The organism is Streptomyces sp. NPDC101234 (assembly GCF_044767525.1).
GTDB lineage: Bacteria > Actinomycetota > Actinomycetes > Streptomycetales > Streptomycetaceae > Streptomyces > Streptomyces sasae.
In genome coordinates this window covers 20,257-46,218 of sequence record NZ_JBIWOA010000016.1, presented here as the reverse complement: position 1 = coordinate 46,218, position 25,962 = coordinate 20,257, and the positions used below count along the sequence as shown (strand labels likewise).

Sequence of the window (25,962 nt, the reverse complement as noted above, 5' to 3'; positions counted from 1 at the left end):
CCCTGTCGGGGGGCCGGGCACCCGGATCAGACCCACTGTTCCGCCACCAGCTCGGCCACCGCGAACACCGTGTCGCAGGACGGGCAGCGGCCCTGCCCGAAGACATGGGTCAGTGCCTCGGCGACCGCCGGCTGTCCCGCCCGCACCGCCTCGCCGTACAGCCGTGCACCGACGCCTGTCAGCCGGTCCGGCCGGGCGGGTGTCAGCTCGCCCCGGCCCGCCGTGGCCGCGTCCGCCCCGGGCCCGGTCACATAGTCCCCGGCGGACACGAACGCCCCGTACCGGCCGAACGCGACGAACAGCCCCTCCGTGCACTGCGGGCACTCCACCTCGTACTCCTCGCTGTTCACCCCCTCCAGCGCCTCGGACCAGACCCCGGCCCCCTCGAAGGCCAGCACGGACTGGAGGAAGATCACGAACGAGGGCGCGGGGATCCCGGGATCTGCCAGCAACCCGCGCCCGGCGGCCAGGAGTTCGCCGATCTCCCGCTCGTACACCTCGCGGCGCGGGTCCTCGGCGTACGCCGTGATCGCCCCCGCCAGCATCAGCGCATCGGCCGGCCCGCCCGGCGCCCGTCCGCACGCGATCTCCGTCAGCGTCGGCAGCGCGGCCCAACTCGCGTCGTACACCGAGCCCTGATGGCACAGCGCCGACCACAACTCGCTCCACACCGAGTCGTCCTCGGTGCCGCCGAGCCGGGCGAAGAGGCCGGGGATGTCGTCCGCCCGGCCATAGGCGTGGGTCAGCCGGTGCCAGTCGATCGTCGTCATACGGCGATTGTGCGACCCGGCACCGACAACGACGTATCTCGTGGCAACCTCCCCTGCACACCCGCCATTTGAAGGCCACTGGAGCCTCACAGTCAACCTTCAGGTGATTCCTGTTTCTTTTATTGACAGCGGAAAATAAGCCACCTAGGTTCCCGACCATGCGCTCCACCACCCGTGCCGAAACGTTTCCGGCCCATACGCCGGCCGTCTCGCAGATCTTCACCACGGTCCTGTCCCACGGCCCCCTCACCCGGCTGGAGGTGGCCCGTCGGGCCGGCCTGTCACCGGCGGCCGTGACCAAGGCCGTCCGGCCGCTGCTGGCGGCCGGGTACCTGGCGGAGGACGCCGACGGCGAGGCCCGGCCCGCCCTCGGGCGCCCCGCCAACCTGGTACGGGTCGACGGCGGACGCGCACTGTTCATCGGGGTCAAGGTGACCGGCGACGAGGTGATAGCGGTACTCACCGACCTGTGCTGCCGGATCCGGCTGGCCCGCCGGCTGCCGGTCACGGACCGTGCCACCAGGGCCGTCCTGACCTCGATCGCCGAGCTGACCCACGAACTGCGCTCCGAGGCCGAGGATTTCGGTGCCCCCGTCCTCGGTCTCGGTATCGCGGTCTCCGGTGACGTGGACCGTGCGGAGGGCGCCGTCCGCTACTCGCCCTTCCTCGACTGGCGGGACGTCGCCCTCGCCGAACTCGCCGCCATGACCACGGGGTTGCCGGTCGTCGTCGACAACGACGTACGCGCCCTGACCGTCGCCGAGCAGTGGTTCGGCGCCGGGGTCGGGCTCTCCGACTTCGCGGTGGTCACCGTCGGCGCCGGCATCGGCTGCGGACTGGTGATCCACGGTCGGGTGGTGTCGGGCGCGCACGGGGTCGCGGGGGAGATCGGGCACGTGGCCATCGACCCGGCCGGGCCGCTCTGCCACTGCGGCAACCGCGGCTGTGTGGAGGCGATCGCCGGGGACGCCGCGATCGTCACCCGCATGCGGGAGGTGACGGGCCGTCAAGTCACCGACTCCGCCCAGGCCGTGGCCCTCGCCCACGAAGGCGTGCCCGGAGCGCGCGAGGTCTACGCCCGCGCGGGCGAGGCCATCGGCCGGGGCATCGCCACCGTCGCCAACCTTTTCGGCCCCGAACGCGTGATCATCTCCGGCGAGGGACTCGCCGCCTACGACCTGTTCGCCGAGCAGATCCTCGACTCGTTCACCGCGGCCGCCTTCGGCTCCGCCGCGCGGTGCGACGTACAGACCCGCCCACTCCCTTTCGAGGAGTGGGCGCGCGGGGCCGCGGCCGCCGCGATCCAGTCCTTCATCACCTCTTCTCCCACCCCAACGGGCAAGGGCTGAGCCGCCCAAGACCCTGAACCCAGGAGGGCCCATGCGGTCACCTTCACACTCCGTCCTGCCCGCGCGCGGGCTGAGAACCGTCCTCGTCATGGCACTCACCGCCGCCTTCGCGGCCGCCGTGCCCGCCGCCCAGGCCGACACGCCGGCTCCCATCGCCGCCAAGCCCTACATGGGCTGGTCGAGCTGGAGCATGCAGTCGTCGAAGTACCCGGGTCTGAACGACAAGGGCGACTACAGCTACCTCACCGAGGCGAACGTCCTCAAGCAGACCGACGCCATGGCGAGCAAGCTGAAGAAGTACGGCTACGACCACGTCAACATCGACGCCGGCTGGTGGATGGACTGGAACTGGAAGGAGGGCTACGACCAGTACGGCCGCCAGAAGGCCGACCCGGCCCGCTTCCCCAGCGGTATGAAGGCCGTCGCCGACCGCATCCACGCCAAGGGCCTCAAGGCCGGCATCTACCTCCCGGCCGGTCTGGAGAAGGGCGCTTACGGCGACGGGAAGACCCCGATCTGGAACGCGGACGGCTGCACCACCGCCGACATCGTCTACGGCGACCTGCGCACCACCAACGGCTGGGACAGCGCCTACAAGATCGACTTCGACAAGCCGTGCGCGCAGAAGTACATAGACTCCCAGGCCCAGATGCTCGCCGACTGGGGCTACGACTTCCTCAAGCTCGACGGCGTCGGCCCCGGCTCGGGCAAGAGCGGTGACCAGTACGACAACGTCGCCGACGTCGCCGCCTGGCACAAGGCGATCGCCGCCACCAACCGCCCGATCCACCTGGAAGCCTCCTGGTCGCTGGACTACGGGCACGCTGCCGACTGGCAGAAGTACACCAACGGCTGGCGTATCGACACCGACGTCGAGTGCTACTGCAACACCCTTGTCACCTGGGAGAACTCGGTCAACGACCGCTGGGACGACACCCCGGCGTGGACCGGCAAGGCGGGCCCCGGCGGCTGGAACGACCTCGACTCCCTCGACGTCGGCAACGGCGCGATGGACGGCCTCACCAAGGCCGAGCGACAGAGCTACGCCACGCTCTGGGCCGTCGCCAAGTCGCCCCTGTTCACCGGCGACGACATCACCAAGCTCGACGACTACGGCGTCTCCCTGCTGACCAACCGCGAGGTCATCGGCATCGACCAGAGCACCAACCCGCCGGCCCGCCCGATCACCCCGTCCGACCCGCAGCAGGTCTGGGCCGCGAAGAACGCCGACGGCACCTACACGGTCGCGCTGTTCAACCTCGCGGACTCGCCCTCGGCGGTCACCGCCGACTGGACGGCCCTCGGCTTCAGCGGCAAGGCCTCGGTCCGGGACCTGTGGAACCACGAGAACCTCGGCAGCTTCCAGAACAAGATCACCGAGGCGCTGCCGGCGCACGGCTCACGGCTGTTCACCGTGACGCCGAAGGGCGCCGCGCTGGCGTCCACCGGGTACGAGGCCGAGGCGAGCGGCAACACGCTCAGCGGCAACGCGTCCGTCGCCGGGTGCGACGCGTGCTCCGGGCAGAAGAAGGTCGGAAACCTGTACCAGGGCGGCAAGCTGACCATCAACAACGTGACGGTCGCCAAGGCCGGTACGTACCTGGTGAAGGTCGCCTACATCAGCGGTGACTCCCGGTCCGCCACCGTCTCCGCGAACTCCGGGGCCGGGACAAGCCACAAGTTCCCGTCGACCGGGGACTGGGGGACCGTCGCGTCGGTGAGTGTGCCGGTGGTCTTGAAGGCTGGTGCGAACACGATCAGCTTTGACAGTGGTTCCGGGTATGCCCCGGATGTCGATCGGATCGACGTTCCCAAGTCGCCGCGGTAGGTGCGTTGTTCGGGGACTGCGGGCCGGTGGGGGCCGGTCGCGCAGTTCCCCGCGCCCCTGAGGGGCGCTCTCCTTACGGACGTTGGATTGGAACCCCATGGACAACCACCCCAGCAGACGCAACTTCCTTGCCCTCGCTGCTGCCACCGGGGCCCTTGCCGGGCTTCCCGCCTTCAGTGCTTCCGCCGCCCCGCAGCGCTCCGGTGAGGCGCTCACCACTCCTCGTCACCAGCTCTGGTGGCAGGCGCCCGCCGACGACGGGTCGATGATCGAGCAGGGACTGCCCGTCGGCAACGGCCGGCTCGGCGCCCTCGCGAGCAACGACTCCGGCCGTGAACTCCTCCTGGTCACCGACGCCACCCTGTGGACCGGCGGTCTCAACGACACCCTCGACTCCGACGGCCAGTTCCCCTACGGCCGCGCCGACTTCGGCTCCCTCACCCTGCTCGCCCGGCTCACCGTCGAGATCCCCGACCACGACCTGGGCGCCGTCTCCGGCTACCGGCGCACCCTCGACCTCGACAACGGCGTGGTGACGGCGTCGTACGTCCGCTCCGGAGTGACCTACCGGCGGCAGATCTTCGCCAGCCGCCCCGACGACGTGATCGTGCTGCACTTCGGCCAGGACGGCGGCGGGCGCTACACCGGCACGATCACCTTCGAGGGCACCCACGGGGAGACCGGCGGCACCGCCGAGTCGTTCGCCGGGTCCTTCGCCAACGGGCTGAAGTACGGCGCCGCCGTCAAGGCGTACGGCAGCGGCGGCAGCGTGCGGGTGAGCGGCTCCCATATCAGCTTCACCGACTGCCGGGAGCTGACCGTCGTACTGAGCGGCGGCACCGACTACGCACCGGACGCCGCCGCCCACTACCGCAACCCCTCCCTCGACCCGCTGGCGCTGGCCCGCACCAAGGTCAAGGCGGCCGCCCGGAACTCGGCGGACACCCTGCTGCGCACCCACGCGGCCGACCACCGGGCGCTGTTCGGCCAGTTCGACCTCTCGCTCGGCACCTCGACCGCGGACCAGCGCGGGCTCGACACCTGGGCCCGCATCCAGGCCCGCGCCGACACCGGCGACCCGGACCCCGAACTCGAAGCCGCCTACGCCCAGTTCGGCCGCTACCTGATGATCGCCGGCTCCCGCGACAGTCTGCCGATGGGCCTCCAGGGCATCTGGCTGGACGGCAACGACCCGGACTGGATGGGCGACTACCACACCGACATCAACATCCAGATGAACTACTGGATGGCCGACCGGCTGGGCCTCTCCCAGTGCTTCGACGCCTTCACCGACTACTGCGTCGACCAGCTCCCGTCCTGGACCGACACCACCCGGCGGCTCTTCCAGGACCCCCGCAACCGCTACCGCAACTCCCGCGGGAAGGTGGCCGGCTGGACCGTCGGAATCTCCACCAACCCCTTCGGCGGAGGCGGCTGGTGGTGGCACCCGGCCGGCAACGCCTGGCTGTGCCAGAGCCTGTGGGAGCACTACGAGTTCACCCGGTCCCGCGCGCACCTGGAGAAGATCTACCCGCTCCTCAAGGGCGCCTGCGAGTTCTGGGAGGCGCGGCTGCTCACCACCACCCTGGACAACGGCAAGGAGGTGCTGATCGCGGACAGCGACTGGTCACCGGAGCAGGGGCCGCTGGACGCCAAGGGCATCACCTACGCCCAGGAACAGGTCTGGATCCTGTTCGGGAACTTCCGTACTGCAGCGGCCGAGCTGAAGAGAGATGCTGGATATGCCGCCACCATCGGCGGCCTGCGCGAACGCCTCTACCTGCCGGTGGTGAGCCCCAAGACCGGCTGGCTGGAGGAGTGGATGTCCCCGGACAACCTCGGCGAGACCACCCACCGCCACCTCTCGCCGCTGTTCAACCTCTTCCCCGGCGACCGGATCCGCCCCGACGGCTCGACCCCGGCCGACATCGTCAAGGGCGCCACCGCCCTGCTCACCGCCCGCGGCATGGACAGCTTCGGCTGGGCCAACGCCTGGCGCTCCCTGTGCTGGGCCCGGCTGAAGGACGCCGACAAGGCCTACCAACTCGTCGTCCGCAACCTGCGCCCGTCCAGCAACGGCAGCAACGGCACCTCGCCCAACCTCTTCGACATCTACGAGGTCGAGCAGGGCCGGGGCATCTTCCAGATCGAGGCCAACTTCGGCACCCCGGCCGCGATCCTGGAGATGCTGCTGTACTCCCGCCCCGGCCATCTGGAACTCCTGCCCGCCCTCCCGGACGCCTGGGCCGCCTCCGGCTCGGTCACCGGGGCCGGCGCGCGCGGCGGCTTCGTCGTCGACCTGCGCTGGCGCGACGGCAAGCCGACCGAGGCCCGGATCCGCAGCGTCGGCGGCCGTACGACCACGGTCGCGTACGGCGGAAAGGCACGGACGGTCACGCTGAAGCCCGGCCAGTCCGTCACGCTGAAGGACTTCGCGCGGTGACCGGCCGGTTCTCGCGGGTACTGAGCCTCGCCGCCGTCCTACTGGCGACTGTCGCCTGCCAGACCGGGCCCGCCCGGGCGGCCCTCATGTGGGAGCCCGGCTCCCAGGCCGCCGCGCCCGCCCGGCACGACGTCGTCACCTGGGGGGCCAGCGCCGACCAGATGGGAGAGGGATCCGCGGACCGCGGCTACCGGCTGGTGGTGCACACCAGTGCCGCCGGCAGCGGCCTGCGGGTGCGGCTCTCCAACGCGTTCGGTGACCGCCCGCTGACCCTGGACAGCGTCTACGCCGGCCTCCAGAGCCAGGGCGCCGCCCTCAAGCCGGGCAGCAACAAGCGGCTCACCTTCGGCGGCGCCCGCACGGTCACCGTGCCGGCGGGCACCACCGCGTGGAGCGACCCGCTGCCCGGCAAACTGCCCGCCGGCAGCAATCTGGTCGTCAGCCTGCACAGCCCGGACGCGGCAGGCCCGGGCACCGGCCACTGGATGGCCATGCAGACCTCGTACACCGACCAGGGCGACCACACCGCCGAGGAGAGCGCCGCCAACTGGACGGACACCACCGGCTCCTGGTGGTACCTGGACGCCGTCTCGGTACGGCCGTCCGACCCGGCCACCGGAGCCGTGGTGGCGCTCGGCGACTCCATCACCGACGGCTGGGCGTCCACCACCGACCAGAACCGCCGCTGGCCCGACTACCTCGCCCGCCGGCTCCAGAAGGCGCACACCGAGGTCAAGGGCGTCGCCGACGAGGGCATCTCCGGCAACAAGGTCCTCGCGAACGGCGCCGGGCAGGCCGCCCTCAACCGGCTGGACCGGGACGTCCTGAGCCAGCCGGGCGTCCGTACCGTCTTCCTCTTCGAGGGGGTCAACGACATCAAGGCCCACACCGGGGTCACCGCGGCCGACCTGATCGCCGGGTACCGCGAGATCGTCCGGCGGGCGCACGCGGCCGGCAAGTGCGTGGTCGCCTCGACCGTCGGGCCGTTCGAGGGCTGGTCGGAATGGGACCCGGCGGGCGAGGCCGTCCGGCAGGAAGTGAACCGGTACATCCGCACCAGCGGGGAGTTCGACGGGACCGCCGACTTCGACCGGATCCTGCGCAGCCCCTACGACCAGGCCCGGATGCTGCCGTTCCTCGACGGCGGCGACCACATCCACCCCAACGACAAGGGGATGGCGGCCATGGCCGACTCGGTCGACCTGGCCGGCCTGAACTGCGACAACCGCTGAAGCACCGTCCCGATCACCCCTGGGCCGTCGGCTCCGGGGTGATCAGGCCTTCGCGATAGGCGATCGCCACCGCCTCCGTACGGCTCGCCGCACCCAGCTTGGCGAGGATGTTGGAGACATGCACACTCGCCGTCTTGCCGGTGATGAACAGCGCCTCGCCGATCTGCCGGTTGCTGCGGCCGAGCGCCAGCAGCCGCAGCACCTCCTGCTCGCGGGCGGTGAGCGGTGAGACCCGGTCGGCCCGCGCGGGCCGGCGCACCAGGGAGTCAAGCCGCTCCAGCAGGGGCACCGCGCCCAGCGCCACCGCGGTCTCCCGTGCCGCGCCCGCCTGCTCCTCCGCCTCCGCCCGCCGGCCCTCGGCCAGCAGGGCCTCGGCGTACCGCAGCCGGACACGGGCCCGCTCGTACACATCGCCGTACGCGAACGCGGCCACCGTCTTCTCCCAGGCCGCCGCGTCCGGCCCGGACACGGCCAGGGTCCGATCCGCCTCGGCGCGCGCCAGCCAGGCCTGCCCCTCCGGACCCTGCCGCGCGGCCGTGGTACGGGCCAGTTCCACCAACTCGTCGGCGACGGCCGTCCAACGGCTCCCGCCCTCGCTGCCGCGCAGTTCCACGGCCCGGTCCGCGACCGCCGCCAGCGCGAGCGCCGCCAGCCGCACCGTCACGTACGGCGCCCGGCCCGACTCGTCGGACAGCGCCGTGACCGCCGCCCGCATCCGCGCCACGGCCTCCTCCGCGTCACCCCGCCAGGCGGCCGCGTCGGTGAGCACGATGCCCCCGACGAGCCGGCCCATCCAGTCGAAGGGCTCCCCGAGCAGCGCCCCGGCCCGCTCGACCACAGCCGACTCACCCCGGGCCAACGCGACGTACAGCGCGGGCCCCTTCGCGAATCCGGGCATCGGGTCCGCGCCGGCCGCGCGCACGCATTCGTCCCACTGCCCCAGCGTGTACAGCACCAGCAGCCGCAGATACCGCATCTCCGAGGCATAGGGAGAGGACAACAGCCCCGAACGCCGGGCCAGGTCCAGGCCCTTGGTGATCCACGGCAGGCACTCCTGGAACCCACCGGTCTCGAAGCAGCCGATGGCGAGACTGTACAGAGCCCGCATCTCCACCGGCGCGTCCCCGGCCGACCGGGCCAACTCCGTCGCCTCCCGCAGCAGTTCACGCGCCTTCCCGGTGCCGCGGCCGCCGCCTTCGAGACGGGCCAGGGAGATCAGCAGGTCGGCCCGGGCCGCGGTGGCGCCGATCCGCTCGGCGACCTCCAGAGCCTGCCGGGCGACCCGCAGCGCGGTGGCGTCGTCCCCGACCTGCCGGGCTGCCATCACATGGGTGGACGCCGCCCACACCCAGGTCCGCGACGGCGGGTCGGCGGGGATCATCGCCAGTGCCTCGCTGCTGTAGGCGAACGCGGCCGCGAGGTTGTCGACGGTCATCAGGTTCCCGGCAAGCGTGTACCGCACCCGGGCGGCGAGTTCGGGATCCGCGTCCTGCCCGGTGCCGGCCAGCGCGGACCGGGTCAGGGACACCGCCCGGTGCACCTCACCGGCGTGCGCGGCCGCCGCCGAGGCCCGCAGCGTCAATGTCACCGGGTCGAGCCCCTCACCCGAGGGCCGCCCGTCGGACTCCACCGTCGGCCACAGGTCCAGGGCCGTCTCCAGGTGCCGCAGCTCCTCCGCGGGCGCGCCCATCCGCCGCGCGTGATCGGCGGCCTCCAGCGACGCGGCCAGCGCCTCGGGCAGCTCGTGGCTCTCCCGGTAGTGGTGCGCCCGCTCCGCCGCCGTCTCCGCCCCGCCGCCACGGGCGGCGAGCAGCCTCGCGAACGTCCCGTGCAGCCGCGACCGCTGCCCGGGCAGCAGATCGGCATAGACCGCCTCACGTGCGAGGGCATGCCGGAAGGCGTAGGTGTCCCCGTCGCCCGGGGCGAGCAGCTGCCGCCCGACGGCCTCCCGCAGCGCCGACTCCAGCTCCTCCTCCGGAATCCCGACCGCGTCCCGCAGCAGATCGTGACCGACCCGGCGCCCGGCCACCGCGGCCGTCCGCAGCACCTGCTGGGCCGTCTCCGACAACTGCTCGACCCGGATGAGCAGCAGATCGGCGAGCCCGGTGGGCATGCCGTCCGCGTCGGCGGCGGCCACCAGCTCCTCGGTGTAGAAGGCGTTCCCCTCGGCCCGCTCCACGATGTCCCGCACGGTCGCCTCCGGCAGCGGCCGCTCCTCCAGTGCCCGCACCAGCCGCGCCACCTCGGCATCCGCCAACGGCCGCAACTCCAGCCGCTCCACGGCGGGCAGCCGTACCAGCTCGGCGAGCAACGGCCGCAACGGATGCCGCCGGTGCAGATCGTCCGCACGGTACGAAGCCAGCACCGCGAGCCGCCGGGGCAGCACACCGCGACTCAGCAGAAAACGCAGCAGATCCCGGGAGGACTGGTCGGCCCAGTGCAGATCCTCCAGGACCAGCAGCAGGGGCACGGCCGCGGCGAGATCCGCGAACAGCCCGGCGACCCCCTCGAAGAGCCGCAGCCGGGCATCCGCGTCCCGCGAGGAGTCCGACGCGGCACCGAGCAGCCGGTCGACGACCGGATGCGCGGCGAGTACGTCCGCATACCGCCCGTCGGCGGCCAGCACCCCGAGGATCTCGGTGAAGGGCAGATACGGCAGCCCCACATCACCGAGATCGACACAGTGCCCGGCGACGACGGTGGCCCCGGCCGCGGCAGCCCGAACCACGACCTCGTCGAGCAGCCGCGTCTTGCCGACCCCCGCGTCCCCGGCGAGCAACAGGGCCTGCCCACTGCCGTTCCGGGCATGGCGAAGCACCCCGTCAAGGCGGGTGAGCTCGTCGTCCCGACCGATCAGCGGAGTGTTAAACGATCTCTGCGACACGCCCACATCCTGACAGGCGCCCACTCAAGAAACCCAGGGGCGCGGGGAACTGCGCAACCAGCCACATCGCACCCGCAGCCGCCACACTCACAGAACCCCACCCCCCTTAGGCACTCAACCCCGCAACACCCGAGCCCAGTCCTCCGGCACCCGCTCCGCAGGACCCGGCACGGACTGGTCCGCAGGATGACTCACCGGCGGCGCCAACTCCGGCCCGGCCTCGAACAATTCCTCCGTCTCGAAGTTCCAGAACCACCCCTCGCCCGGTTCGTAGCTACGGATGATCGGATGCCCGCTGGCATGGAAATGCGCCGTCGCATGCTTCGCGGGCGAGTCGTCGCAACACCCGATGTGCCCGCACTGCGCACACCGCCGCAGATGGAACCACCAGCCACCCGCCTCGTCGCACTCCACACACCCGTCGCCGCTCGGCGCAACGTTCGGGTCGATCGCGGCGTCGCCACTCATACCGTCTCCACAATTGTCTCGGATGCCTCGGGCGTCTCGGCGGTCAGCGGAAGCAGCACCTGGAACCGGGTGTCGCCCGGCACCGACTCCACCCGCATGGTGCCGTGATGCTTGTTCACGACGATCCGCCAGGAGATGTCGAGGCCCAGCCCCGTCCCCTGGCCCACCGGCTTGGTGGTGAAGAACGGATCGAAGATCCGGCCCTTGATCTCCGGCGCGATCCCGCTCCCGGTGTCCCGGAACTCGACCAGCAACTGGTCGTGGTCGAGCGCGGTCCGCACGGTCAGCGTGCCGCGTCCGCCGCCGTCCTCGCCCTTCATCGCGCAGACCGCGTTGTCGATGAGGTTGGTCCACACCTGGTTGAGCTCGGCGGGATAGGCGGGGACGGGCGGGACCGTACGGTCGTACTCCTTGACCACCTCGATGTTCTGTCCGGTCTTCGCGGACAGCATCAGCAGGGTGCTGTCGAGGAGTTCGTGCACGTCCACCACCCGGTAGGGTGCCCGGTCCAGCTGGCTGTACTGCTTGGCCGCGTCGACGAGGTTGGAGATCCGGGTCGTGGAGTCCTCGATCTCGTACATCAACAGCTCGGTCTCGATGGTGTAGTTGAGCCAGCCGACCGCGTTCGGCAGGATCTCCTCGTCCACGGCGGCGGCGACCTGCTCCAGCCAGTCGACGTCGAGCCCGGCCTGCACGAACGTCGGCGCGAGCTGCCAGCCGTTCTCCATGCCGTGGTCGTCGAGCCAGTCGGAGAGCGCGTCCTCGCGGTCCGAGGCCTCCAGCGGGCTGAGCGCCGGGGCCTTGGCGACCCGTTCGGCCGTGCGCTCCTGGATCTCGATCAGACCGGCCAACTGCTCCCGGGAGAACGGGCTTTCGGCGATGATCGCGAGCTTGTGCCGCATCTTCGCCACCCGCTCGCGCAGCGTGGACGTGGCCCGCACGGCCGCCGCGGCCGGGTTGTTGAGCTCGTGGGTGAGCCCGGCGGACAACGAGCCCAGCGCCAGCAGCCGTTCGCGCTGCCCGATCGCCGCCTGGGTGCTCTTCGAACCGAAGAACAGGCCCTCCAGCAGATGGACGGCCATCGGGAACCAGTCCTGCATGATCTCCGCGAAGGTGTCCGCCGGCAGCACGAAGAACCGCGTCGGCTCGGTCACCCGCATCGAGTTGTTGTAGACCTGCCGGACCCGGTCCCCGATGTACGCCTGCATGGCGCCCGCGTACACCCCGGGCTGCGAGGTCCGGGTGACCTCGACGTCGTCCCCGCCGACCCGGCGGGAGAGCACCACCGTGCCCTCGATCATCACGAAGAAACAGGTGGCCGGGTCACCCTCGGTGTACACCGGACCGGGCTGGAACAGCTCCACCCGGCCCGCGGCGCACAGGCGCCCCATCTGCGCCGGCTCCAGTTTCTCGAACAGGAACAGCGCGCCGATCTCATGGGGGCTGCACGGCATCAGCTGCCCGCTCATGACTGCTCCAGATACCGGTGGACGAGCATCACTGCCATGGCTCCTTCTCCGACGGCGGACGCGACACGCTTGGCGGACTCGGCGCGTGCGTCGCCCGCCACGAACACGCCGGGAATGCTGGTCTCCAGGTGGTACGGCGGCCGGTCCAGCTCCCAGCCGGCGGGCGGCCGTCCGTCCGCGGTCAGGTCGGGTCCGGCAAGGATGAACCCGCGTCCGTCGCGCAGCACGGTGTCGCCGAGCCAGTCGGTCAGCGGCGCCGCCCCGATGAACACGAACATCCACTGTGCCTCGACTTGTTCCCGGTCGCCGGTCTCCACATGGCGCAGGGTGAGGTTCTCCAGGCGCCCGGCGCCGTGCGCCGCGTCGACCACCGTCTGGCTGCGCACCGAGATGTTCGGGGCCTCGTTGATCTGCTGGATCAGGTAGTACGACATCGAGGCGGACAGGTCGGCGCCCCGTACCAGCAGCGTCACCGACTTGGCGAACCGGGACAGGTACATGGCGGCCTGGCCGGCCGAGTTGGCGCCGCCGACGATGTACACGTCCTGGCCCTGGCAGGCGGTCGCCTCGGTGAGCGCGGAGCCGTAGTAGACCCCGCACCCGGTCAGGTCGAGGCAGCCGTCCGCCTCCAGCTGCCGGTACTGCACACCGGTCGCCAGGATCACACTGTGCGCCGCGACCGCCGAGCCGTCACTGAAGCGCACCACCCGCGCGCCTCCGGTGACCTCGAGTCCCGTGACCTCGCGCGCGGTCAGGATCTCCGCGCCGAACTTGGCGGCCTGCCGCCGGGCCCGGTCGGTGAGCTGGGCCCCCGACACCCCGTCCGGGAAGCCGAGGTAGTTCTCGATGCGCGAGCTCTGCCCGGCCTGGCCGCCGGTCGCCGACCGCTCCACCAGCACGGTCCGCAGCCCCTCCGAGGCCCCGTACACCGCCGCGCCGAGCCCGGCCGGGCCGCCGCCGATCACCACCAGGTCGTAGAAGTCCGCCGTCGGTGTCGTCGCCAGCCCCACATGCGCGGCCAGCTCCGGAGCCTCCGGCTCGATCAGGGGTGTGCCGTCCGGCGTGATCACCAGCGGCAGCCGGTCCCCGTCGACCCCGGCCGCCGCCAGCAGCCGCTGTCCCTCGGGCTCCTCGACCGAGTACCAGCGGTACGGCACCTGGTTGCGGGCCAGGAACTCCCGCACGTCCGAGGACCGGGCCGACCAGCGGTGCCCGACGACCTTGGTGGCCGGCACCGACTTGTAGTCGCTGGCCCGCCAGGCGTCAAGGAGGTCGTCGAGCACGGGATACAGCTTCTCCTCGGGCGGATCCCAGGGCTTGAGCAGATAGTGGTCCAGATCCACGACGTTGATCGCGTCGATCGCCGCGTTGGTGTCCGCGTATGCGGTGAGCAGCACCCGCCGCGCACCCGGATACACGTCCAGGGCCTGTTCCAGGAACTCGATGCCGTTCATCTGCGGCATCCGGTAGTCGGCCAGGATCACCGCCACCAGGTCGCCGCGCAGCTTCAGCTCGCGCAGCGCGTCCAGCGCCGACTCCCCGGACTCCGCGCGCACGATCCGGTAGGACGCCCCGTAACGGCGTCGCAGGTCCCGGGCGACGGCACGGGAGACCCCCGGGTCGTCGTCCACGGTCATGATGACGGTCCGTGCTGCGTCGGCAGCCTGTGCCATACGTCTCCCACCCCGAGCCGTTGGTTCCACGGGACGGCGGGCCCTCCGGGAGGAGCGCGCCGACCGCACCGGTTCCCGCCCATCGTATGTTCGATCGCCCGCCTTCGCTCTTGTACGCCCGTGCCCACCTCGCACCCCGCAGTGCGGAAGACTGATCACGCACACACGGAACCGACGAGGAGGCCGGTGCATGACACGCCCGATCACGGCAGGGGTCGACGGTACGGAGGAGAGCCTCGCCGCTCTGGACTGGGCGGCCCGGGAGGCGGTCCGCCGGGGGCTGCCGCTGAGAGTGGTGCATGCCTGGCGGTACGAGGAGCACGAGGCGCTCGGCGGTGACCGGGAGGCCCAGCGCGGGTGGGTGTCCGAGGGCGTGGCCGAGTCGGTGCGGGCCGTCACCGGGCGGCATCCGGACCTCTCGGTGAGCGTCGACGTCGTGGAGGGCGGCCCGGTCGAGGTGCTCGTCGACGCGGCGGCCGGAGCCGAGCTGCTGGCGCTGGGCTCGCGCGGGCACGGGCGGGTCGTCGGGTTCCTGCTGGGCTCCGTCGGCCAGCAGGTGATCGCCGAGGCTGCCCGCCCGGTCGTGCTGGTGCGCGCCGGGGACCGGCCCACGGCGGAGGCCGCCGGCCGGGAGGTGGTCGTGGGCCAGCAGGGCGGGCCCGAGGACAGCGCGGCGGTGCTGGAGTTCGCGTTCCGGACGGCGGCGGTCCGCCGGGCCACGGTCCGGGTCGTCCGGGCCTGGACCCTGCCGCCGGTCTTCGCCTACAGCCCGGGCTCGATGAAGCTGCTGGACGAGGCCGGCGGTCTGGAACCGTACGAGAAGAAGGCACTGGCCGAGGCGGTACGACCGCTTCGGGAGCGGTTCCCGGACGTGCCGGTCGCCGAGCACGTGGAGATGGGCAGCGCCGGACAGGTGCTGCTGTCGGAGGCCGGGCGGGCCCAGCTGACGGTGGTCGGACGGCGCGCCCACCGTACGGCGGTCGGCGCGCGCATAGGCTCGGTCGCGCACGGGGTGCTGCACCACGCCGACTGCCCGGTGGCCGTGGTGCCGCACGACTGACCCGCTTCAGGGCTTACCCCGGGGCTCATTCCGGGGTGACCGGCTCCAGGGTCTCCCGTGCCTTCGGCAGCACGTTCTCGATGTAGTCCTCGACCGCCTTGTCCAGGCCTATGTCGTGCTGCGCCCGCTCGGACAGGTACCAGCGGTGTTCGAGCAGCTCGTGGTAGATCTCGGCCGGGTCCATGGAACCGCGCAGCTCCAGGGGTACGGCTCGCACGGTGGGGCGGAAGACGTCCCGCACCCACCGGTGGGCCAGCACCTCGGGGCGGGCGGCGAGGGGGTCGCCCGGGGCGTAGTCGTCCTGGGTGGCCATCCAGCTCTCCAGGTCGTTCAGCAGCCGCCGGGCCTGGTTCTCCTCGGCGTCCAGGCCGGTCAGCCGCAGCAGCTGGCGCTGGTGGTGGCCGGCGTCGACGACCTTCGGCACGAAGGTGACGGTGTCGCCGTTGGAGGAGTGCTCGATCTGCATCTCGGCCACGTCGAACCCGAGGTCGTTCAGCCGCCGGATCCGGCGCTCGATGTAGTGGTACTTGCCCGCCGGATACACCGAGGTGCGGGTCAGCTCCTCCCACAGCTCGCCGTACCGGGTGCAGATCTCGAACCCGAACTCGATCGGGTCCAGCGACGGGTGCAGCGCCCCCGACGCCTCCAGGTCGAGCAGCTCCCCGCTGATGTTCACCCGGGCCAGATCGAGGTCGTACTCCCGCTGCCCGTTGCTCAGCTGCGGATGCAGATCGCCGGTCTCGGCGTCCACCAGATACGCCGCGTAGGCGCCCGCGTCCCGCCGGAACAGGGTGTTGGACAGTGAGCAGTCGCCCCACGCGAACCCGGCCAGGTGCAGTCGTACGAGCAGCACCGCCAGGGCGTCCATCAGGCGGTGCATGGTGGCCGGGCGCATGGTCGTCTCGAACATCGAGCGGTACGGCATCGAGCCGCCCAGGTGCCGGGTGACCAGCACCGACTCCAGCGGGGCGCCCTCCGCGTCGGTACGGCCCGTGATCACCGCGAGCGGGTCGACCGCGGGGATCGTGAGCCGGTCCAGGTCGCGCAGCAGCTCGTACTCGCGCAGCGCCGGGCGCTCCGCGAGCTCCTTCACCGCGATGACCTCGTCGCCCGCGCGGGCGTAGCGCACCACGTGCCGGGAGATACCGCGGGGGAGCGGCACGAGGTAGTCCTCGGGCCACTCCTCCAGCGGGACGTCCCAGGGGAGTTCGAGCAGGAGCGCGGGGTGCTCCGGGTTGGTGGCGCTGATCTGCAAAGCCATGGCCCGAACCTTAGACGGCGCGTTCGCGGGCCTGCTGGGCGGCCGCCTTCACGGACCCCCGGTGCAGCGGCCCGTGCCCGGGCAGCAGCGCGTCGGCGTCGAGGGCCGCGATGAGGTCGAGCGAGGCCACCGCGCGGGCGCGCTCGTGGTGGAACATGTCGGGCAGCAGCTGCGGGCCCTCGATGCGCGAGGTGCGGTGGCCGCTGACCAGGGCGTCGCCGGAGATCACTACGCCGGCGTCGGGCAGGTGGTAGACGGTGTGCCCGTCGGTGTGGCCGGGGGTGTGCACCGGGACCGGCCGGCCCGGCAGGTCGAGGGCGCTGCCCTCGGAGACCGGGAACGCCTCGGGCGCGGTGACCGGGTGCTGCTCGGTGCCGCCGACCCGTATGACGTGCACCAGCCAGGGCACCACACCCGGCCGCCAGGCGTTCTTCAGCACGTCGCCGACCGCCACCTGCTGGAGGAAGTCCCGCCGCGCGTGCGGCACTTCGGCCTCGTGCAGATAGACCGGGGTGCCGTGCGCGTCGCGCAGGTACTCGGCCGAGCCGAGGTGGTCGTTGTGCGCGTGCGTGATCAGGACGGCCGTGACCGCCTCCGGTGAACTGCCCACCTCCGCGAGGGAGCCGAGCAGCCCCTCCCGGTCCCCGGGGTAGCCGGTGTCCACCAGTGTGACGGCGTCACCGTCCTTCAGGATCACCCAGTTGGTGTGGTGTCCGTGCACCAGATAGGTGCCCTTGCCGACTTCGTGGACCTCGGCCCGCATTGATCTCTCCGGCTCGCCCGTTGGTGCAGATCGAAACGGAGGACAGCCAACCACACGGAGCGGTGGACCCGTTGCCGGGGACCGGGGTCACCGCACCCCCTGCGGCCGGAACTGGACACTGATCCGCGGGCCGGCCGCGCGCGTCGTCTTCGGTACGCAGTGCTCCCAGGTCCGCTGGCAGGAGCCGCCCATCACGATCAGATCCCCGTGTCCCAGCGGGCGCCGGACCGAGGGGCCGCCGCGCAGCGGGCGCAGCAGCAGATCGCGGGGTGCGCCTACGGAGAGGATCGCGACCATGGTGTCCTCGCGGGCGCCCCGGCCGATCCGGTCGCCGTGCCAGGCGACGCTGTCGCGGCCGTCGCGGTAGTAGCAGAGCCCTGCCGTGGTGAACGGCTCGCCCAGCTCGTCGGCGTAGTGCCGGGTGAGCGCGGTCCGGGCCTCGGTGAGGACGGGATGCGGGAGCGGGTCGGCCGCACCGTAGAAGGCGAGCAGCCGCGGTACGTCCACGACGTTGTCGTACATCTGCCGGCGCTCGGCGTGCCAGGGGACGTCCGCCGCCAGCTCTTCGAAGAGCGTGTCGGCGCCGCTCAGCCAGCCGGGCAGCACGTCGATCCAGGCGCCGGAGCCCAGCTCGGTACGGCCGATGCCGTCGAGGGGGCCGAGCCGCAGCGCGTCGGTCTGGTCGAACAGGGAGCCCTGGAGGTGCGTGGCCATGAAGCCAGCTTACTCCTTAATCGAAAATCTGTTCTTATTCATTCACCGGAGGTGCGAGGCCCTTTCGATACGTTCATGTATCCGATACATTCCTGTATCGAACGGAGGTCAGGACATGGCGGTGGACGGTGGGCCCCAGCGTGTGACCCGGCGCCGGGGGCAGACCCGGGCCCGGCTGCTGGACGCCGCGTTCACCGTGTTCGCGGCCAAAGGCTTCGGGCGGGTCTCCATCGAGGAGGTCTGCGAGGCCGCAGGGTTCAGCCGGGGCGCCTTCTACTCCAACTTCGCCACCCTCGACGAGCTGTTCTTCGCCCTCTACCGGGACCGCGCCGACCTGATCGCCCGGCAGGTCGCCGACGCGCTCGCCGGCGACGCACCCGACCTGGACGTGCCGGCCTCCGTGGACCGGGTGACCGACGTACTGCTGCTGGACGTGGACTGGCTGCTGGTGAAGAGCGACTTCCTGGTGCACGCCGCCCGGGACCCGGCCGTCGCCGAGGCCCTCCTCGACCACCGCGCCCGGCTGCGGCAGGCCATCGCCGACCGGCTCGTCCGGGCCCGCGGCCACACCCCGATCCCCGCGGTGCTCGGGGACGTCGACGGCGCCGCCCACGCGGTGGTCGCCGCGTACGACGGGGTCACCGTCCAACTGCTGCTCGACAAGGACGTGGACCGGGCCCGCGCCTGGCTCAAACAACTGCTCACCGCGCTGCTGACCGACGGCAGCACCCGATTCGGATAAGAAAGGCGTCGCCATGGACGCGGACGTCATCGTCGTCGGAGCCGGCCTCGCCGGCCTGGTCGCGGCGCACGAACTCACCAGCAGGGGCAGGCGCGTCGCCCTGGTCGACCAGGAGAACGCCGCCAACCTCGGCGGCCAGGCGTTCTGGTCCTTCGGCGGGCTCTTCCTCGTCGACTCGCCCGAGCAGCGCCGCCTCGGCATCAAGGACTCCTTCGACCTCGCCTGGAGCGACTGGCAGGGCAGCGCGCAGTTCGACCGCAAGGACGACGAGGACTCCTGGGCGGTGCGCTGGGCCCGTGCCTATGTCGAGTTCGCGGCGGGGGAGAAGCGGCCCTGGCTGCAGAGCCACGGCATCAGCCTGCTGCCGACGGTCGGCTGGGCCGAGCGCGGCGACCTGCGGGCCGACGGGCACGGGAACTCCGTCCCCCGCTTCCATGTCACCTGGGGCACCGGCACCGGTGTGGTCGAGCCCTTCGCCCGGTACGCCAAGCAGGCCGCCCGCGACGGACTGCTCACCTTCTACCACCGCCACCAGGTGGACGAACTCGTCATCGAGGACGGCGCGGCACGCGGGGTGCGCGGCACGGTCCTGGCCGCCGACGACTCGGCGCGCGGTGTCGCCTCCAACCGCGACCGCATCGGCGACTTCGAACTCACCGCCCAGGCCGTCGTCGTCACCACCGGCGGCATCGGCGCCGACCACGGCATCGTCCGCCGCTACTGGCCGGAACGTCTCGGCACACCCCCCGCCGAGATGGTGACCGGCGTCCCCGCCTACGTGGACGGCCGGATGCTGGACATCAGCGCCGAGGCCGGCGTCCGCCTGGTCAACCGCGACCGGATGTGGCACTACACCGAGGGCATCCAGAACTGGAACCCCATCTGGCCCGGCCACGGCATCCGCATCCTGCCCGGCCCGTCCTCGATCTGGCTCGACGCCCTGGGCCGCCGCCTCCCGGATCCCTGCCTGCCGGGGTACGACACCCTCAGCACCCTCAAGTACCTGCGCACCACCGAGGACATCGCCGGGTACGACCACTCCTGGTTCGTCCTCACCCGGAAGATCATCGAGAAGGAGTTCGCGCTCTCCGGCTCCGAGCAGAACCCCGACATCACCGCCAAGGACCGCAAGGCCGTGCTCCGCGACCGGCTGCTCGGCAAGGGCGCGCCCGGCCCGGTCCAGGCCTTCCTCGACAAGGGCGCGGACTTCGTGACCGCGAACTCCCTGGACCAGCTCGTCGAGAAGATGAACGGGCTCACCGACAAGGCACTCCTCGACGCGGCCGAGGTACGCCGCCAGATCGTCGCCCGCGACCTCCAGATCGGCAACTCCTACAGCAAGGACTCCCAGGTCCAGGGCATCCACAACGCCCGCCGCTACATCGGCGACCGCCTCGGCCGGGTCGCCGCCCCGCACCGCATCCTCGACCCCGCGGCCGGACCGCTGATCGGCGTCAAGCTGCACGTCCTCACCCGCAAGACCCTCGGCGGCATCCAGACCGACCTGGACTCCCGCGCCCTCGGCGCCGACGGCAAGCCGATCGGCGGGCTGTACGCGGCCGGCGAGGTGGCCGGCTTCGGTGGCGGCGGTGTGCACGGCTACAACGCGCTGGAGGGCACGTTCCTCGGCGGCTGCCTGTTCTCGGGCCGGGCGGCGGGCCGGGCGGCGGCGAAGCAGACGGCCTAGCCCACGTCGTGGCTCATTCCGTGAGGAGTCGCGCCAGCACACTGGCGTGGCTCTCCTCGGGCGTCCTCGACGCGGTGAGCAGTGTCACCTTGTGGTTCCTGGCCGTCTTCCGCAGGCCGTCGAGGAGTTCGGCGGCCTCGGGAGCGTCCAGCTCCGCCTCGTAACGGCGGGTGAACTCCTCGTAGGACCCGCCCTCGTGGAACCAGCGGCGCAGCTCGTTCGACGGTGTCAGCCCCTTCGGCCACTCGTCGACGTGCGCGTCCTCCTTGGACATCCCGCGCGGCCACAGCCGGTCCACCAGGACCCGTACCCCGTCCGCCGGCTCGGGCGGTTCGTAGATCCTGCGGACGCGCACGCTCACGGTCGGGCACCCCTCGGCTCGGTGACGGTGCGGTGAGCGTACGCGGCGGGCCCGTGGCAGCGGCCGCCGACGCGGCGCGACTTGACCTGAATGAGGGGGGAGCCGCGTCGGCCCGCCGCCTAGTCTGTGGGCTTGCGATTGATCATCGGCCACCCCCTCAAGGAGCGAATGTGCAGGTTGCCAACCGCAGACGGACCGCGGTCCTCCGCCGCGAGGCCGTCCTCGCCACCGTCCCGGTCGCCGTGGCGGCCCTGCTCGCCGCCGCCGGACCGGCCTCGGCGAGCACGATCGGAGCCTCGGGCGCGGGCGACCCCTACTTCCCGCTCAGCGGCAACGGCGGATACCACGTCAGCCACTACGACCTGACGCTCCGCTACGACATCTCCTCCCGCCACCTCGACGGCAAGGCCGTCCTCACGGCCCGTGCCACCGAGAAGCTCACCCGCTTCGACCTCGACCTCAACGGCCTGAAGGTCACCCGGGTGACGGTCGACGGACGTACGGCGCACTTCAGCCGCAGCGGACAGGAACTCGTCGTCACACCGTCGCGGGCGCCGGCGAAGGGCCGGGAGTTCCAGGTCGCCGTCAGCTACAACGGCACGCCCAAGCAGGTCACCGACCCGGACGGCTCGGCCGACGGCTGGATCGCCACCGACGACGGCGCGTTCGTCGCCGGGGAGCCGCAGGGCGCGATGACCTGGTTCCCGGCGAACAGCCACCCCAAGGACAAGTCGTCGTACGACTTCACCGTCACCGTCCCCAAGGGGAGCACGGCCGTCGCCAACGGCGTCCTCCTCGGGCAGCACACCGCACAGGGCCGGACGACCTTCCGCTGGCGGCAGAGCGAGCCGATGGCCGCGTATCTCGCCACCGCCACGGTCGGCAAGTTCAAGGTCGAGCAGTACACCACCCGGGACGGGATCAAGGTGTACAACGCGGTCGACCCGAGGGAGGCGAGCGGGTCGGCGGCCGTGCTGAAGAAACTGCCGTCGGTGCTGGAGTGGGAGAGCAAGCTGTTCGGGCCGTACCCGTTCCGGTCCGCCGGGGCGATCGTCGACCACGCGCCGAGCGTTGGCTACGCGCTGGAGACGCAGAGTCGGCCGCTCTACGACTCCGCGCCCGACCTCGACACCCTCGTGCACGAAAGCGCCCACCAGTGGTTCGGCGACTCCGTCTCGCTGACCGCCTGGAAGGACATCTGGCTCAACGAGGGTTTCGCGACGTACGCGGAGTGGCTGTACAACGAGCAGCACGGGGGCGACAGCGCGCAGAAGTCGTTCGACGCGTTGTACGCCAGGCCGGCGAGCGACGAGCTGTGGGCGTATCCGCCCGCGGATCCGGGGAGCGGCGCGAACATCTTCGGCACACCGGTGTACGCGCGGGGCGCGATGGCGCTGCACGAGCTGCGCAAGGCCGTGGGGGACCCGGTGTTCTTCCGGATCCTGCGTGCGTGGGCGAGCGAGCACCGGTACGGGCACGGGACGACTGCGGAGTTCGTGAAGCTGGCTGAGGGGAAGTCGGGGAGGGACCTCGGGTCCTTGTTCCAGACGTGGCTGTACGAGAAGGGCAAGCCGAACCAGGCCTGAATCCTGACCACTTCCTTACAAATCTCGGTCACCCTCGTTTCATGATCCAACGCAGAACCGCTGTCGCCCTCCTCGCCTCCCCCCTCCTGCTCTCGGGCTGCGGGGGAGGCGCCGAGGCCGCGCCGAGCCGGTCGGACGACGACCGGGCGGCGCGGACGACGGCCACCCCCACACCCGAGAGCAGCTCCAGCCCGCGGGCCCAGGGCATACCGGGGCTCGGGCCCAGGACCACGGCCGCGATACCCGAGCGGGCGGAACAGGTCGTCGTCGCCGGCGGGCGGGGCAAGGACTCCCCGCTCTCCACCGTCGTCCTGTACGAGCGGGACGACGACACCTGGCAGCCCGGCGCCAGTTGGCCCGCGCACAACGGCAGGGACGGCTGGAGTGAGCACCACCTCGCCGGAGACCTGCGCTCACCCGTCGGCGTCTACGGACTGACCGACGCCGGGGGCCTGCTCACCGACCCCGGGAGCAGGCTGCCCTACCACGAGTCCTACGGCTTCCGCTCGCCCGGCACCGGTTTCGAGGGCGAGCCGCTGGAGGGCTCCTTCGACTATGTCGTCGCCATCAACTACAACCGTCAGCCGGGCACTTCACCGCTCGACTGGACCCGGCCGATGGGCTCGAAGCGCGGCGGTGGGGTCTGGCTGCACGTCGACCACGGCGGGCCGACGCACGCGTGCGTCAGTGTCGCCAAGGCGCATATGAAGGAGCTGCTGCGCACGCTCGACCCGAACCGGCATCCGGTCGTCGTCATGGGATATGCCGACTGGCTCGCGCAGTAGGCGCTTAGGATCCGAACCCGTGTGCGCACATGTGCTGGTCGCCGAGGACGACGAGATGCAGGCCGAGCTGATCCGGCGGTCCCTGCTGGCCGAGGGCCATACCGCGACCGTGGTCCACGACGGGGCCGCGGCGCTGGACGCGGCCCGACGGCTGGGGCCCGACCTCGTCGTCCTCGACCTGATGCTCCCGGTGATCGACGGCTTCGGCGTGTGCCGGGTGCTGCGCGGCGGCGACCCGGAGATCCCGGTGCTGATGCTCACCGCCCGCTCCGACGAGGACGACGTGCTGCTCGGCCTGGAGCTGGGTGCCGACGACTACATGACCAAGCCGTACAGCCCTCGGGAGCTGATGGCCCGGATCCGGACGGTCCTGCGGCGCAGCGGGCGGGCCGCGGAGGTGCGGGAGGAACCCGCCGTGACCGCCGCCGGGATCAGCGTCGATCCCGTGCGGCACGAGGTGCGCTGCGACGGGGTGCCGGTGGAGGTGACCCCGGCCGAGTTCCAGATCCTGCTCGCCATGGCCGGGGAGCCGGACCGGGTGTTCACCCGGCGGCAGTTGCTGCAGTGCACCAGCGGATTCGACCGGGCCTCCACCGAACGGGCCGTCGACGTCCACGTCATGAACCTGCGCCGGAAGATCGAGGCCGATCCGCGGCGGCCGGTGCGGTTGGTGACCGTGTTCGGGGTCGGCTACAAGCTGAGCGGCGGCCGGCCGTGAAGCCCCGGATACCGTGGCGCAAACGGCTGCTCGTGCGGCTGCTGTTCACCTCGGTGCTGATCGCCGTGTGCTCGGTGGCCGCCACCGCCTGGCTCGCGGTGACCACCACCACCAGCGCGCTGGAGGAGGAGCAGGGGCAGGACCTCGCCGCCGACAACAGGATCCTCGCGCAGCTGAGCGGCTACGCGGCCGTCCATCCCGACTGGACCGGGGTCCGGCGCACGGTCCGGACGCTGGCCGCGAAGACCGGCCGCAGGATCGCGCTGACCACCGCCGACCGCACGCTGATCGCCGACTCGGCAGGCCAGGGCACCCCGTTGCCACCCCGGCCGGCCGCAGCCGTGGACCCCCTGCACACCGACACCTACACCGAACTCGGCGCCCAGCTCAGCGGCATCGACCCGCGTGCGGTGGGCCCGTTCCGGCTGACCGCGCCGGAGCGCGAGAAGCTGGACGCGGTCGCGAAGAAGGTGCAGGAGTGCTACGACCGCGTGGGCATCGGGGTCACCGTCCAGCACACCCCGAGCGGGCGGCCGCATGTCGTCGTCGACGACGAGAGGGACGCACCCCTCGAAATCAAGATCGGGTGCGGCAACTTCTACGGCGAGTCGACCGCAGAGACGAGAGACGCGCTCGACTCCCCGACCTCGACCGAGACCAGGGCGCTCACCGCGCTGACGGACCTGGCCCGCCCCTGCCTCCAGGCCAGGGACATGGACCTCGGAGGCCCGCTCTCCCTCACCTACGACACGACGGGACGCAACCCGGTCTCCGGCGGTTTCCTCGTAACCAAGAAGGGGGCCGAGCGGGGGACGGACCAGACCGCGAAGAACTGCGTCACCAACGCCCGGCGCATCCAGCTCGAACCGTATGTGGCCCCCGCCGCCGAACTCTTCCTCGGCATCGGCGACCAGGCCGCGCCCCGTTTCGACATGTCCCGGGCCAACAAGGCCAGGATCGTCGGCGCGGCCGGCCTGGTCCTCGCCGTCACGGTCGCCGTCACCGCGGTGGTCGCCACCCGTCTGGTACGACCGCTGCGCGCGCTGACCCTCGCCGCGCAGCAGCCGCCCGAACTGCACGTCCGGGCGCCGGTGCGGACCCGGGACGAGACCGGACTGCTGGCCGAGGCGTTCAACGACCTCACCGAGCGCCGGGAACGCCTGGAGGAGCAGCGCAAGGCGATGGTCAGCGACATCGCCCATGAACTGCGCAGCCCGCTCACCAACATCCGGGGCTGGCTGGAGGTCACCCGGGACGGTGTCGTCGACCCCGACCCGGCACTGCTGTCCTCGCTGCACGAGGAGGCGCTCGTCCTGCAGCGGATCATCGACGACCTCCAGGACCTGGCGGCCGCCGACGCCGGCACCCTGCGTGTGCACCGTGAGCCGGTCCGCGCCGCCGACCTGCTCGACCAGGTCGCAGCCGCCCACCGGGTCGCCGCCGACGCGGCCCGGGTCACCCTGCTGACCGATGCCGACGGCACCGCCTGGCTCGACGCCGATCCGGTGCGGATGCGGCAGGCGCTGGGCAACCTGGTCTCCAACGCGATCCGGCACACCCCCGCCGACGGCACCGTCACACTGGCCGCCCGCCGGGACGGCGACGACGTCGTCCTCACCGTCACCGACTCCGGGCAGGGCATCGCGCAGGAGGACCTGCCGCACGTCTTCGAGCGGTTCTGGCGCGCGGAGAAGTCCCGCAGCCGGCGCACCGGGGGCAGCGGCCTGGGCCTGCCGATCGTGCGGCACCTGATGGCTGCCCACGACGGCACCGCCGAGGTACGCAGCGAACCCGGCAAGGGCGCCGAGTTCACCCTGCGGCTGCCGGGGGCGGCCGAGCCGGCCGACGTCAGCTGAACCGGCGCGCGGCCGTCTGCCTCCGCAGGGCCAGCAGCCGGCGCTCCGCCTCGGTCGTACCGCCCCAGATGCCGACGGTCTGCTCGGTCTCCATCGCCCAGCGCAGGCACGGCTCCTGGGCCGGGCAGCGCTCGCAGACGGCCTTCGCCCGCCGCGTCTGGTGCAGTGACGGGCCGGTCGTGCCGATCGGGAAGAAGAGGTCGGGGTCCTCGGCGCGGCATGCGGCGTGCTCTCGCCAGTCATCCATCGAAGTCACCTGCGTTCCAAGTCGACTCTGCCGTTTCGGGTGCGCGTTGCTCGGATCCGGGTCACC

21 protein-coding genes are annotated in these 25,962 nt (G+C 71.6%); 11 read left to right on the top strand and 10 right to left on the bottom strand.

All coding sequences use genetic code 11. The features are described 5' to 3' along the window. Positions 1–26: 26 nt before the first annotated feature. Positions 27–770 carry a hypothetical protein gene (locus ACIRR9_RS27870; RefSeq protein ID WP_403757062.1) on the bottom strand — a complete coding sequence of 248 codons (744 nt, stop codon included), beginning with the start codon at positions 768–770 and terminating at the stop codon, positions 27–29. A gap of 158 nt (positions 771–928) precedes the next feature. Between ACIRR9_RS27870 and ACIRR9_RS27865 the strand changes: the two genes are divergently transcribed. From ACIRR9_RS27865 to ACIRR9_RS27850, 4 genes are all read left to right on the top strand, one after another. Then, positions 929–2,119: an ROK family protein gene (locus ACIRR9_RS27865; RefSeq protein ID WP_403757059.1), complete on the top strand. Its 1,191-nt coding sequence runs from the start codon at positions 929–931 to the stop codon at positions 2,117–2,119. A gap of 31 nt (positions 2,120–2,150) precedes the next feature. Continuing rightward, entirely contained in the window at positions 2,151–3,947 is a 1,797-nt protein-coding gene (locus ACIRR9_RS27860) for an alpha-galactosidase D (RefSeq protein WP_403757057.1), read from the top strand. Between the two features lie 97 nt (positions 3,948–4,044). Further along, entirely contained in the window at positions 4,045–6,390 is a 2,346-nt protein-coding gene (locus ACIRR9_RS27855) for a glycosyl hydrolase family 95 catalytic domain-containing protein (RefSeq protein WP_403757054.1), read from the top strand. 86 nt (positions 6,391–6,476) lie between these two features. Then, positions 6,477–7,622: an SGNH/GDSL hydrolase family protein gene (locus ACIRR9_RS27850; protein ID WP_403757477.1), complete on the top strand. Its 1,146-nt coding sequence runs from the start codon at positions 6,477–6,479 to the stop codon at positions 7,620–7,622. A 13-nt stretch (positions 7,623–7,635) separates the two neighbouring features. On the opposite strand, the gene ACIRR9_RS27845 is transcribed toward ACIRR9_RS27850, so the two are convergent. From ACIRR9_RS27845 to ACIRR9_RS27830, 4 genes are all read right to left on the bottom strand, one after another. Then, positions 7,636–10,506 carry an AAA family ATPase gene (locus ACIRR9_RS27845; protein ID WP_403757051.1) on the bottom strand — a complete coding sequence of 957 codons (2,871 nt, stop codon included), beginning with the start codon at positions 10,504–10,506 and terminating at the stop codon, positions 7,636–7,638. Between the two features lie 114 nt (positions 10,507–10,620). Then, positions 10,621–10,974, bottom strand: coding sequence for a UBP-type zinc finger domain-containing protein (locus tag ACIRR9_RS27840; protein ID WP_365338879.1), 354 nt, complete (start codon positions 10,972–10,974; stop codon positions 10,621–10,623). Continuing rightward, positions 10,971–12,443 carry an ATP-binding protein gene (locus ACIRR9_RS27835; RefSeq protein ID WP_403757048.1) on the bottom strand — a complete coding sequence of 491 codons (1,473 nt, stop codon included), beginning with the start codon at positions 12,441–12,443 and terminating at the stop codon, positions 10,971–10,973. The genes ACIRR9_RS27840 and ACIRR9_RS27835 overlap by 4 nt, the downstream gene beginning before the upstream one ends. Beyond that, positions 12,440–14,116: an FAD-dependent oxidoreductase gene (locus ACIRR9_RS27830; RefSeq protein WP_403757046.1), complete on the bottom strand. Its 1,677-nt coding sequence runs from the start codon at positions 14,114–14,116 to the stop codon at positions 12,440–12,442. The genes ACIRR9_RS27835 and ACIRR9_RS27830 overlap by 4 nt, the downstream gene beginning before the upstream one ends. Positions 14,117–14,306: 190 nt before the next feature. On the opposite strand from ACIRR9_RS27830, the gene ACIRR9_RS27825 reads away from it, so the two are divergent. Further along, the gene (locus ACIRR9_RS27825) at positions 14,307–15,176 is read left to right on the top strand and encodes a universal stress protein (RefSeq protein ID WP_403757043.1); all 870 of its coding nucleotides are present in this window, start codon (positions 14,307–14,309) and stop codon (positions 15,174–15,176) included. A gap of 25 nt (positions 15,177–15,201) precedes the next feature. Here the strand turns inward: ACIRR9_RS27825 and ACIRR9_RS27820 are convergent, their stop codons facing one another. The 3 genes from ACIRR9_RS27820 to ACIRR9_RS27810 all read right to left on the bottom strand — a co-directional run bounded on the left by ACIRR9_RS27820 (position 15,202) and on the right by ACIRR9_RS27810 (position 17,914). Then, on the bottom strand, positions 15,202–16,437 hold the full coding sequence (locus tag ACIRR9_RS27820) for a DUF4032 domain-containing protein (protein ID WP_365338821.1): 1,236 nt from the start codon (positions 16,435–16,437) through the stop codon (positions 15,202–15,204). Between the two features lie 10 nt (positions 16,438–16,447). Further along, the gene (locus ACIRR9_RS27815) at positions 16,448–17,200 is read right to left on the bottom strand and encodes an MBL fold metallo-hydrolase (protein WP_403757040.1); all 753 of its coding nucleotides are present in this window, start codon (positions 17,198–17,200) and stop codon (positions 16,448–16,450) included. Between the two features lie 87 nt (positions 17,201–17,287). Continuing rightward, positions 17,288–17,914, bottom strand: a complete 627-nt coding sequence (locus ACIRR9_RS27810) for an alpha-ketoglutarate-dependent dioxygenase AlkB (protein ID WP_403757037.1) — start codon at positions 17,912–17,914, stop codon at positions 17,288–17,290. A gap of 115 nt (positions 17,915–18,029) precedes the next feature. On the opposite strand from ACIRR9_RS27810, the gene ACIRR9_RS27805 reads away from it, so the two are divergent. Continuing rightward, positions 18,030–18,656, top strand: coding sequence for a TetR/AcrR family transcriptional regulator (locus tag ACIRR9_RS27805; RefSeq protein WP_403757034.1), 627 nt, complete (start codon positions 18,030–18,032; stop codon positions 18,654–18,656). Between the two features lie 13 nt (positions 18,657–18,669). Then, complete coding sequence (locus ACIRR9_RS27800) at positions 18,670–20,343, top strand: FAD-binding dehydrogenase (protein ID WP_403757031.1); 1,674 nt, start codon at positions 18,670–18,672, stop codon at positions 20,341–20,343. Between the two features lie 13 nt (positions 20,344–20,356). Here ACIRR9_RS27800 and ACIRR9_RS27795 read toward each other — a convergent pair whose 3' ends face one another. Then, positions 20,357–20,704 carry a DUF488 domain-containing protein gene (locus ACIRR9_RS27795; RefSeq protein WP_403757028.1) on the bottom strand — a complete coding sequence of 116 codons (348 nt, stop codon included), beginning with the start codon at positions 20,702–20,704 and terminating at the stop codon, positions 20,357–20,359. A gap of 170 nt (positions 20,705–20,874) precedes the next feature. Between ACIRR9_RS27795 and ACIRR9_RS27790 the strand changes: the two genes are divergently transcribed. Genes ACIRR9_RS27790 through ACIRR9_RS27775 form a run of 4 tightly spaced genes read left to right on the top strand, consistent with a single transcriptional unit; the run spans position 20,875 to position 25,649 of the window. Next, on the top strand, positions 20,875–22,290 hold the full coding sequence (locus ACIRR9_RS27790) for a M1 family metallopeptidase (protein ID WP_403757025.1): 1,416 nt from the start codon (positions 20,875–20,877) through the stop codon (positions 22,288–22,290). Between the two features lie 41 nt (positions 22,291–22,331). Next, complete coding sequence (locus tag ACIRR9_RS27785) at positions 22,332–23,075, top strand: L,D-transpeptidase family protein (protein WP_403757023.1); 744 nt, start codon at positions 22,332–22,334, stop codon at positions 23,073–23,075. A 19-nt stretch (positions 23,076–23,094) separates the two neighbouring features. Next, a complete protein-coding gene (locus tag ACIRR9_RS27780; RefSeq protein WP_123971429.1) occupies positions 23,095–23,793 on the top strand; it encodes a response regulator transcription factor in 699 nt (232 codons plus the stop codon). Beyond that, the gene (locus ACIRR9_RS27775) at positions 23,790–25,649 is read left to right on the top strand and encodes a sensor histidine kinase (protein ID WP_403757019.1); all 1,860 of its coding nucleotides are present in this window, start codon (positions 23,790–23,792) and stop codon (positions 25,647–25,649) included. The genes ACIRR9_RS27780 and ACIRR9_RS27775 overlap by 4 nt, the downstream gene beginning before the upstream one ends. On the opposite strand, the gene ACIRR9_RS27770 is transcribed toward ACIRR9_RS27775, so the two are convergent. Then, positions 25,642–25,896 carry a WhiB family transcriptional regulator gene (locus tag ACIRR9_RS27770; RefSeq protein WP_384555758.1) on the bottom strand — a complete coding sequence of 85 codons (255 nt, stop codon included), beginning with the start codon at positions 25,894–25,896 and terminating at the stop codon, positions 25,642–25,644. The genes ACIRR9_RS27775 and ACIRR9_RS27770 overlap by 8 nt on opposite strands. Between the last annotated feature and the right edge of the window lie 66 nt (positions 25,897–25,962).

Coding starts and splice junctions, on each gene's coding strand:
- ACIRR9_RS27870 (WP_403757062.1), bottom strand. CDS start 770: ATGACGACGATCGACTGGCACCGGCTGACCCACGCCTATGGCCGGGCG.
- ACIRR9_RS27865 (WP_403757059.1), top strand. CDS start 929: ATGCGCTCCACCACCCGTGCCGAAACGTTTCCGGCCCATACGCCGGCC.
- ACIRR9_RS27860 (WP_403757057.1), top strand. CDS start 2,151: ATGCGGTCACCTTCACACTCCGTCCTGCCCGCGCGCGGGCTGAGAACC.
- ACIRR9_RS27855 (WP_403757054.1), top strand. CDS start 4,045: ATGGACAACCACCCCAGCAGACGCAACTTCCTTGCCCTCGCTGCTGCC.
- ACIRR9_RS27850 (WP_403757477.1), top strand. CDS start 6,477: ATGTGGGAGCCCGGCTCCCAGGCCGCCGCGCCCGCCCGGCACGACGTC.
- ACIRR9_RS27840 (WP_365338879.1), bottom strand. CDS start 10,974: ATGAGTGGCGACGCCGCGATCGACCCGAACGTTGCGCCGAGCGGCGAC.
- ACIRR9_RS27835 (WP_403757048.1), bottom strand. CDS start 12,443: ATGAGCGGGCAGCTGATGCCGTGCAGCCCCCATGAGATCGGCGCGCTG.
- ACIRR9_RS27830 (WP_403757046.1), bottom strand. CDS start 14,116: ATGGCACAGGCTGCCGACGCAGCACGGACCGTCATCATGACCGTGGAC.
- ACIRR9_RS27825 (WP_403757043.1), top strand. CDS start 14,307: ATGACACGCCCGATCACGGCAGGGGTCGACGGTACGGAGGAGAGCCTC.
- ACIRR9_RS27820 (WP_365338821.1), bottom strand. CDS start 16,437: ATGGCTTTGCAGATCAGCGCCACCAACCCGGAGCACCCCGCGCTCCTG.
- ACIRR9_RS27815 (WP_403757040.1), bottom strand. CDS start 17,200: ATGCGGGCCGAGGTCCACGAAGTCGGCAAGGGCACCTATCTGGTGCAC.
- ACIRR9_RS27810 (WP_403757037.1), bottom strand. CDS start 17,914: ATGGCCACGCACCTCCAGGGCTCCCTGTTCGACCAGACCGACGCGCTG.
- ACIRR9_RS27805 (WP_403757034.1), top strand. CDS start 18,030: ATGGCGGTGGACGGTGGGCCCCAGCGTGTGACCCGGCGCCGGGGGCAG.
- ACIRR9_RS27800 (WP_403757031.1), top strand. CDS start 18,670: ATGGACGCGGACGTCATCGTCGTCGGAGCCGGCCTCGCCGGCCTGGTC.
- ACIRR9_RS27785 (WP_403757023.1), top strand. CDS start 22,332: ATGATCCAACGCAGAACCGCTGTCGCCCTCCTCGCCTCCCCCCTCCTG.
- ACIRR9_RS27770 (WP_384555758.1), bottom strand. CDS start 25,896: ATGGATGACTGGCGAGAGCACGCCGCATGCCGCGCCGAGGACCCCGAC.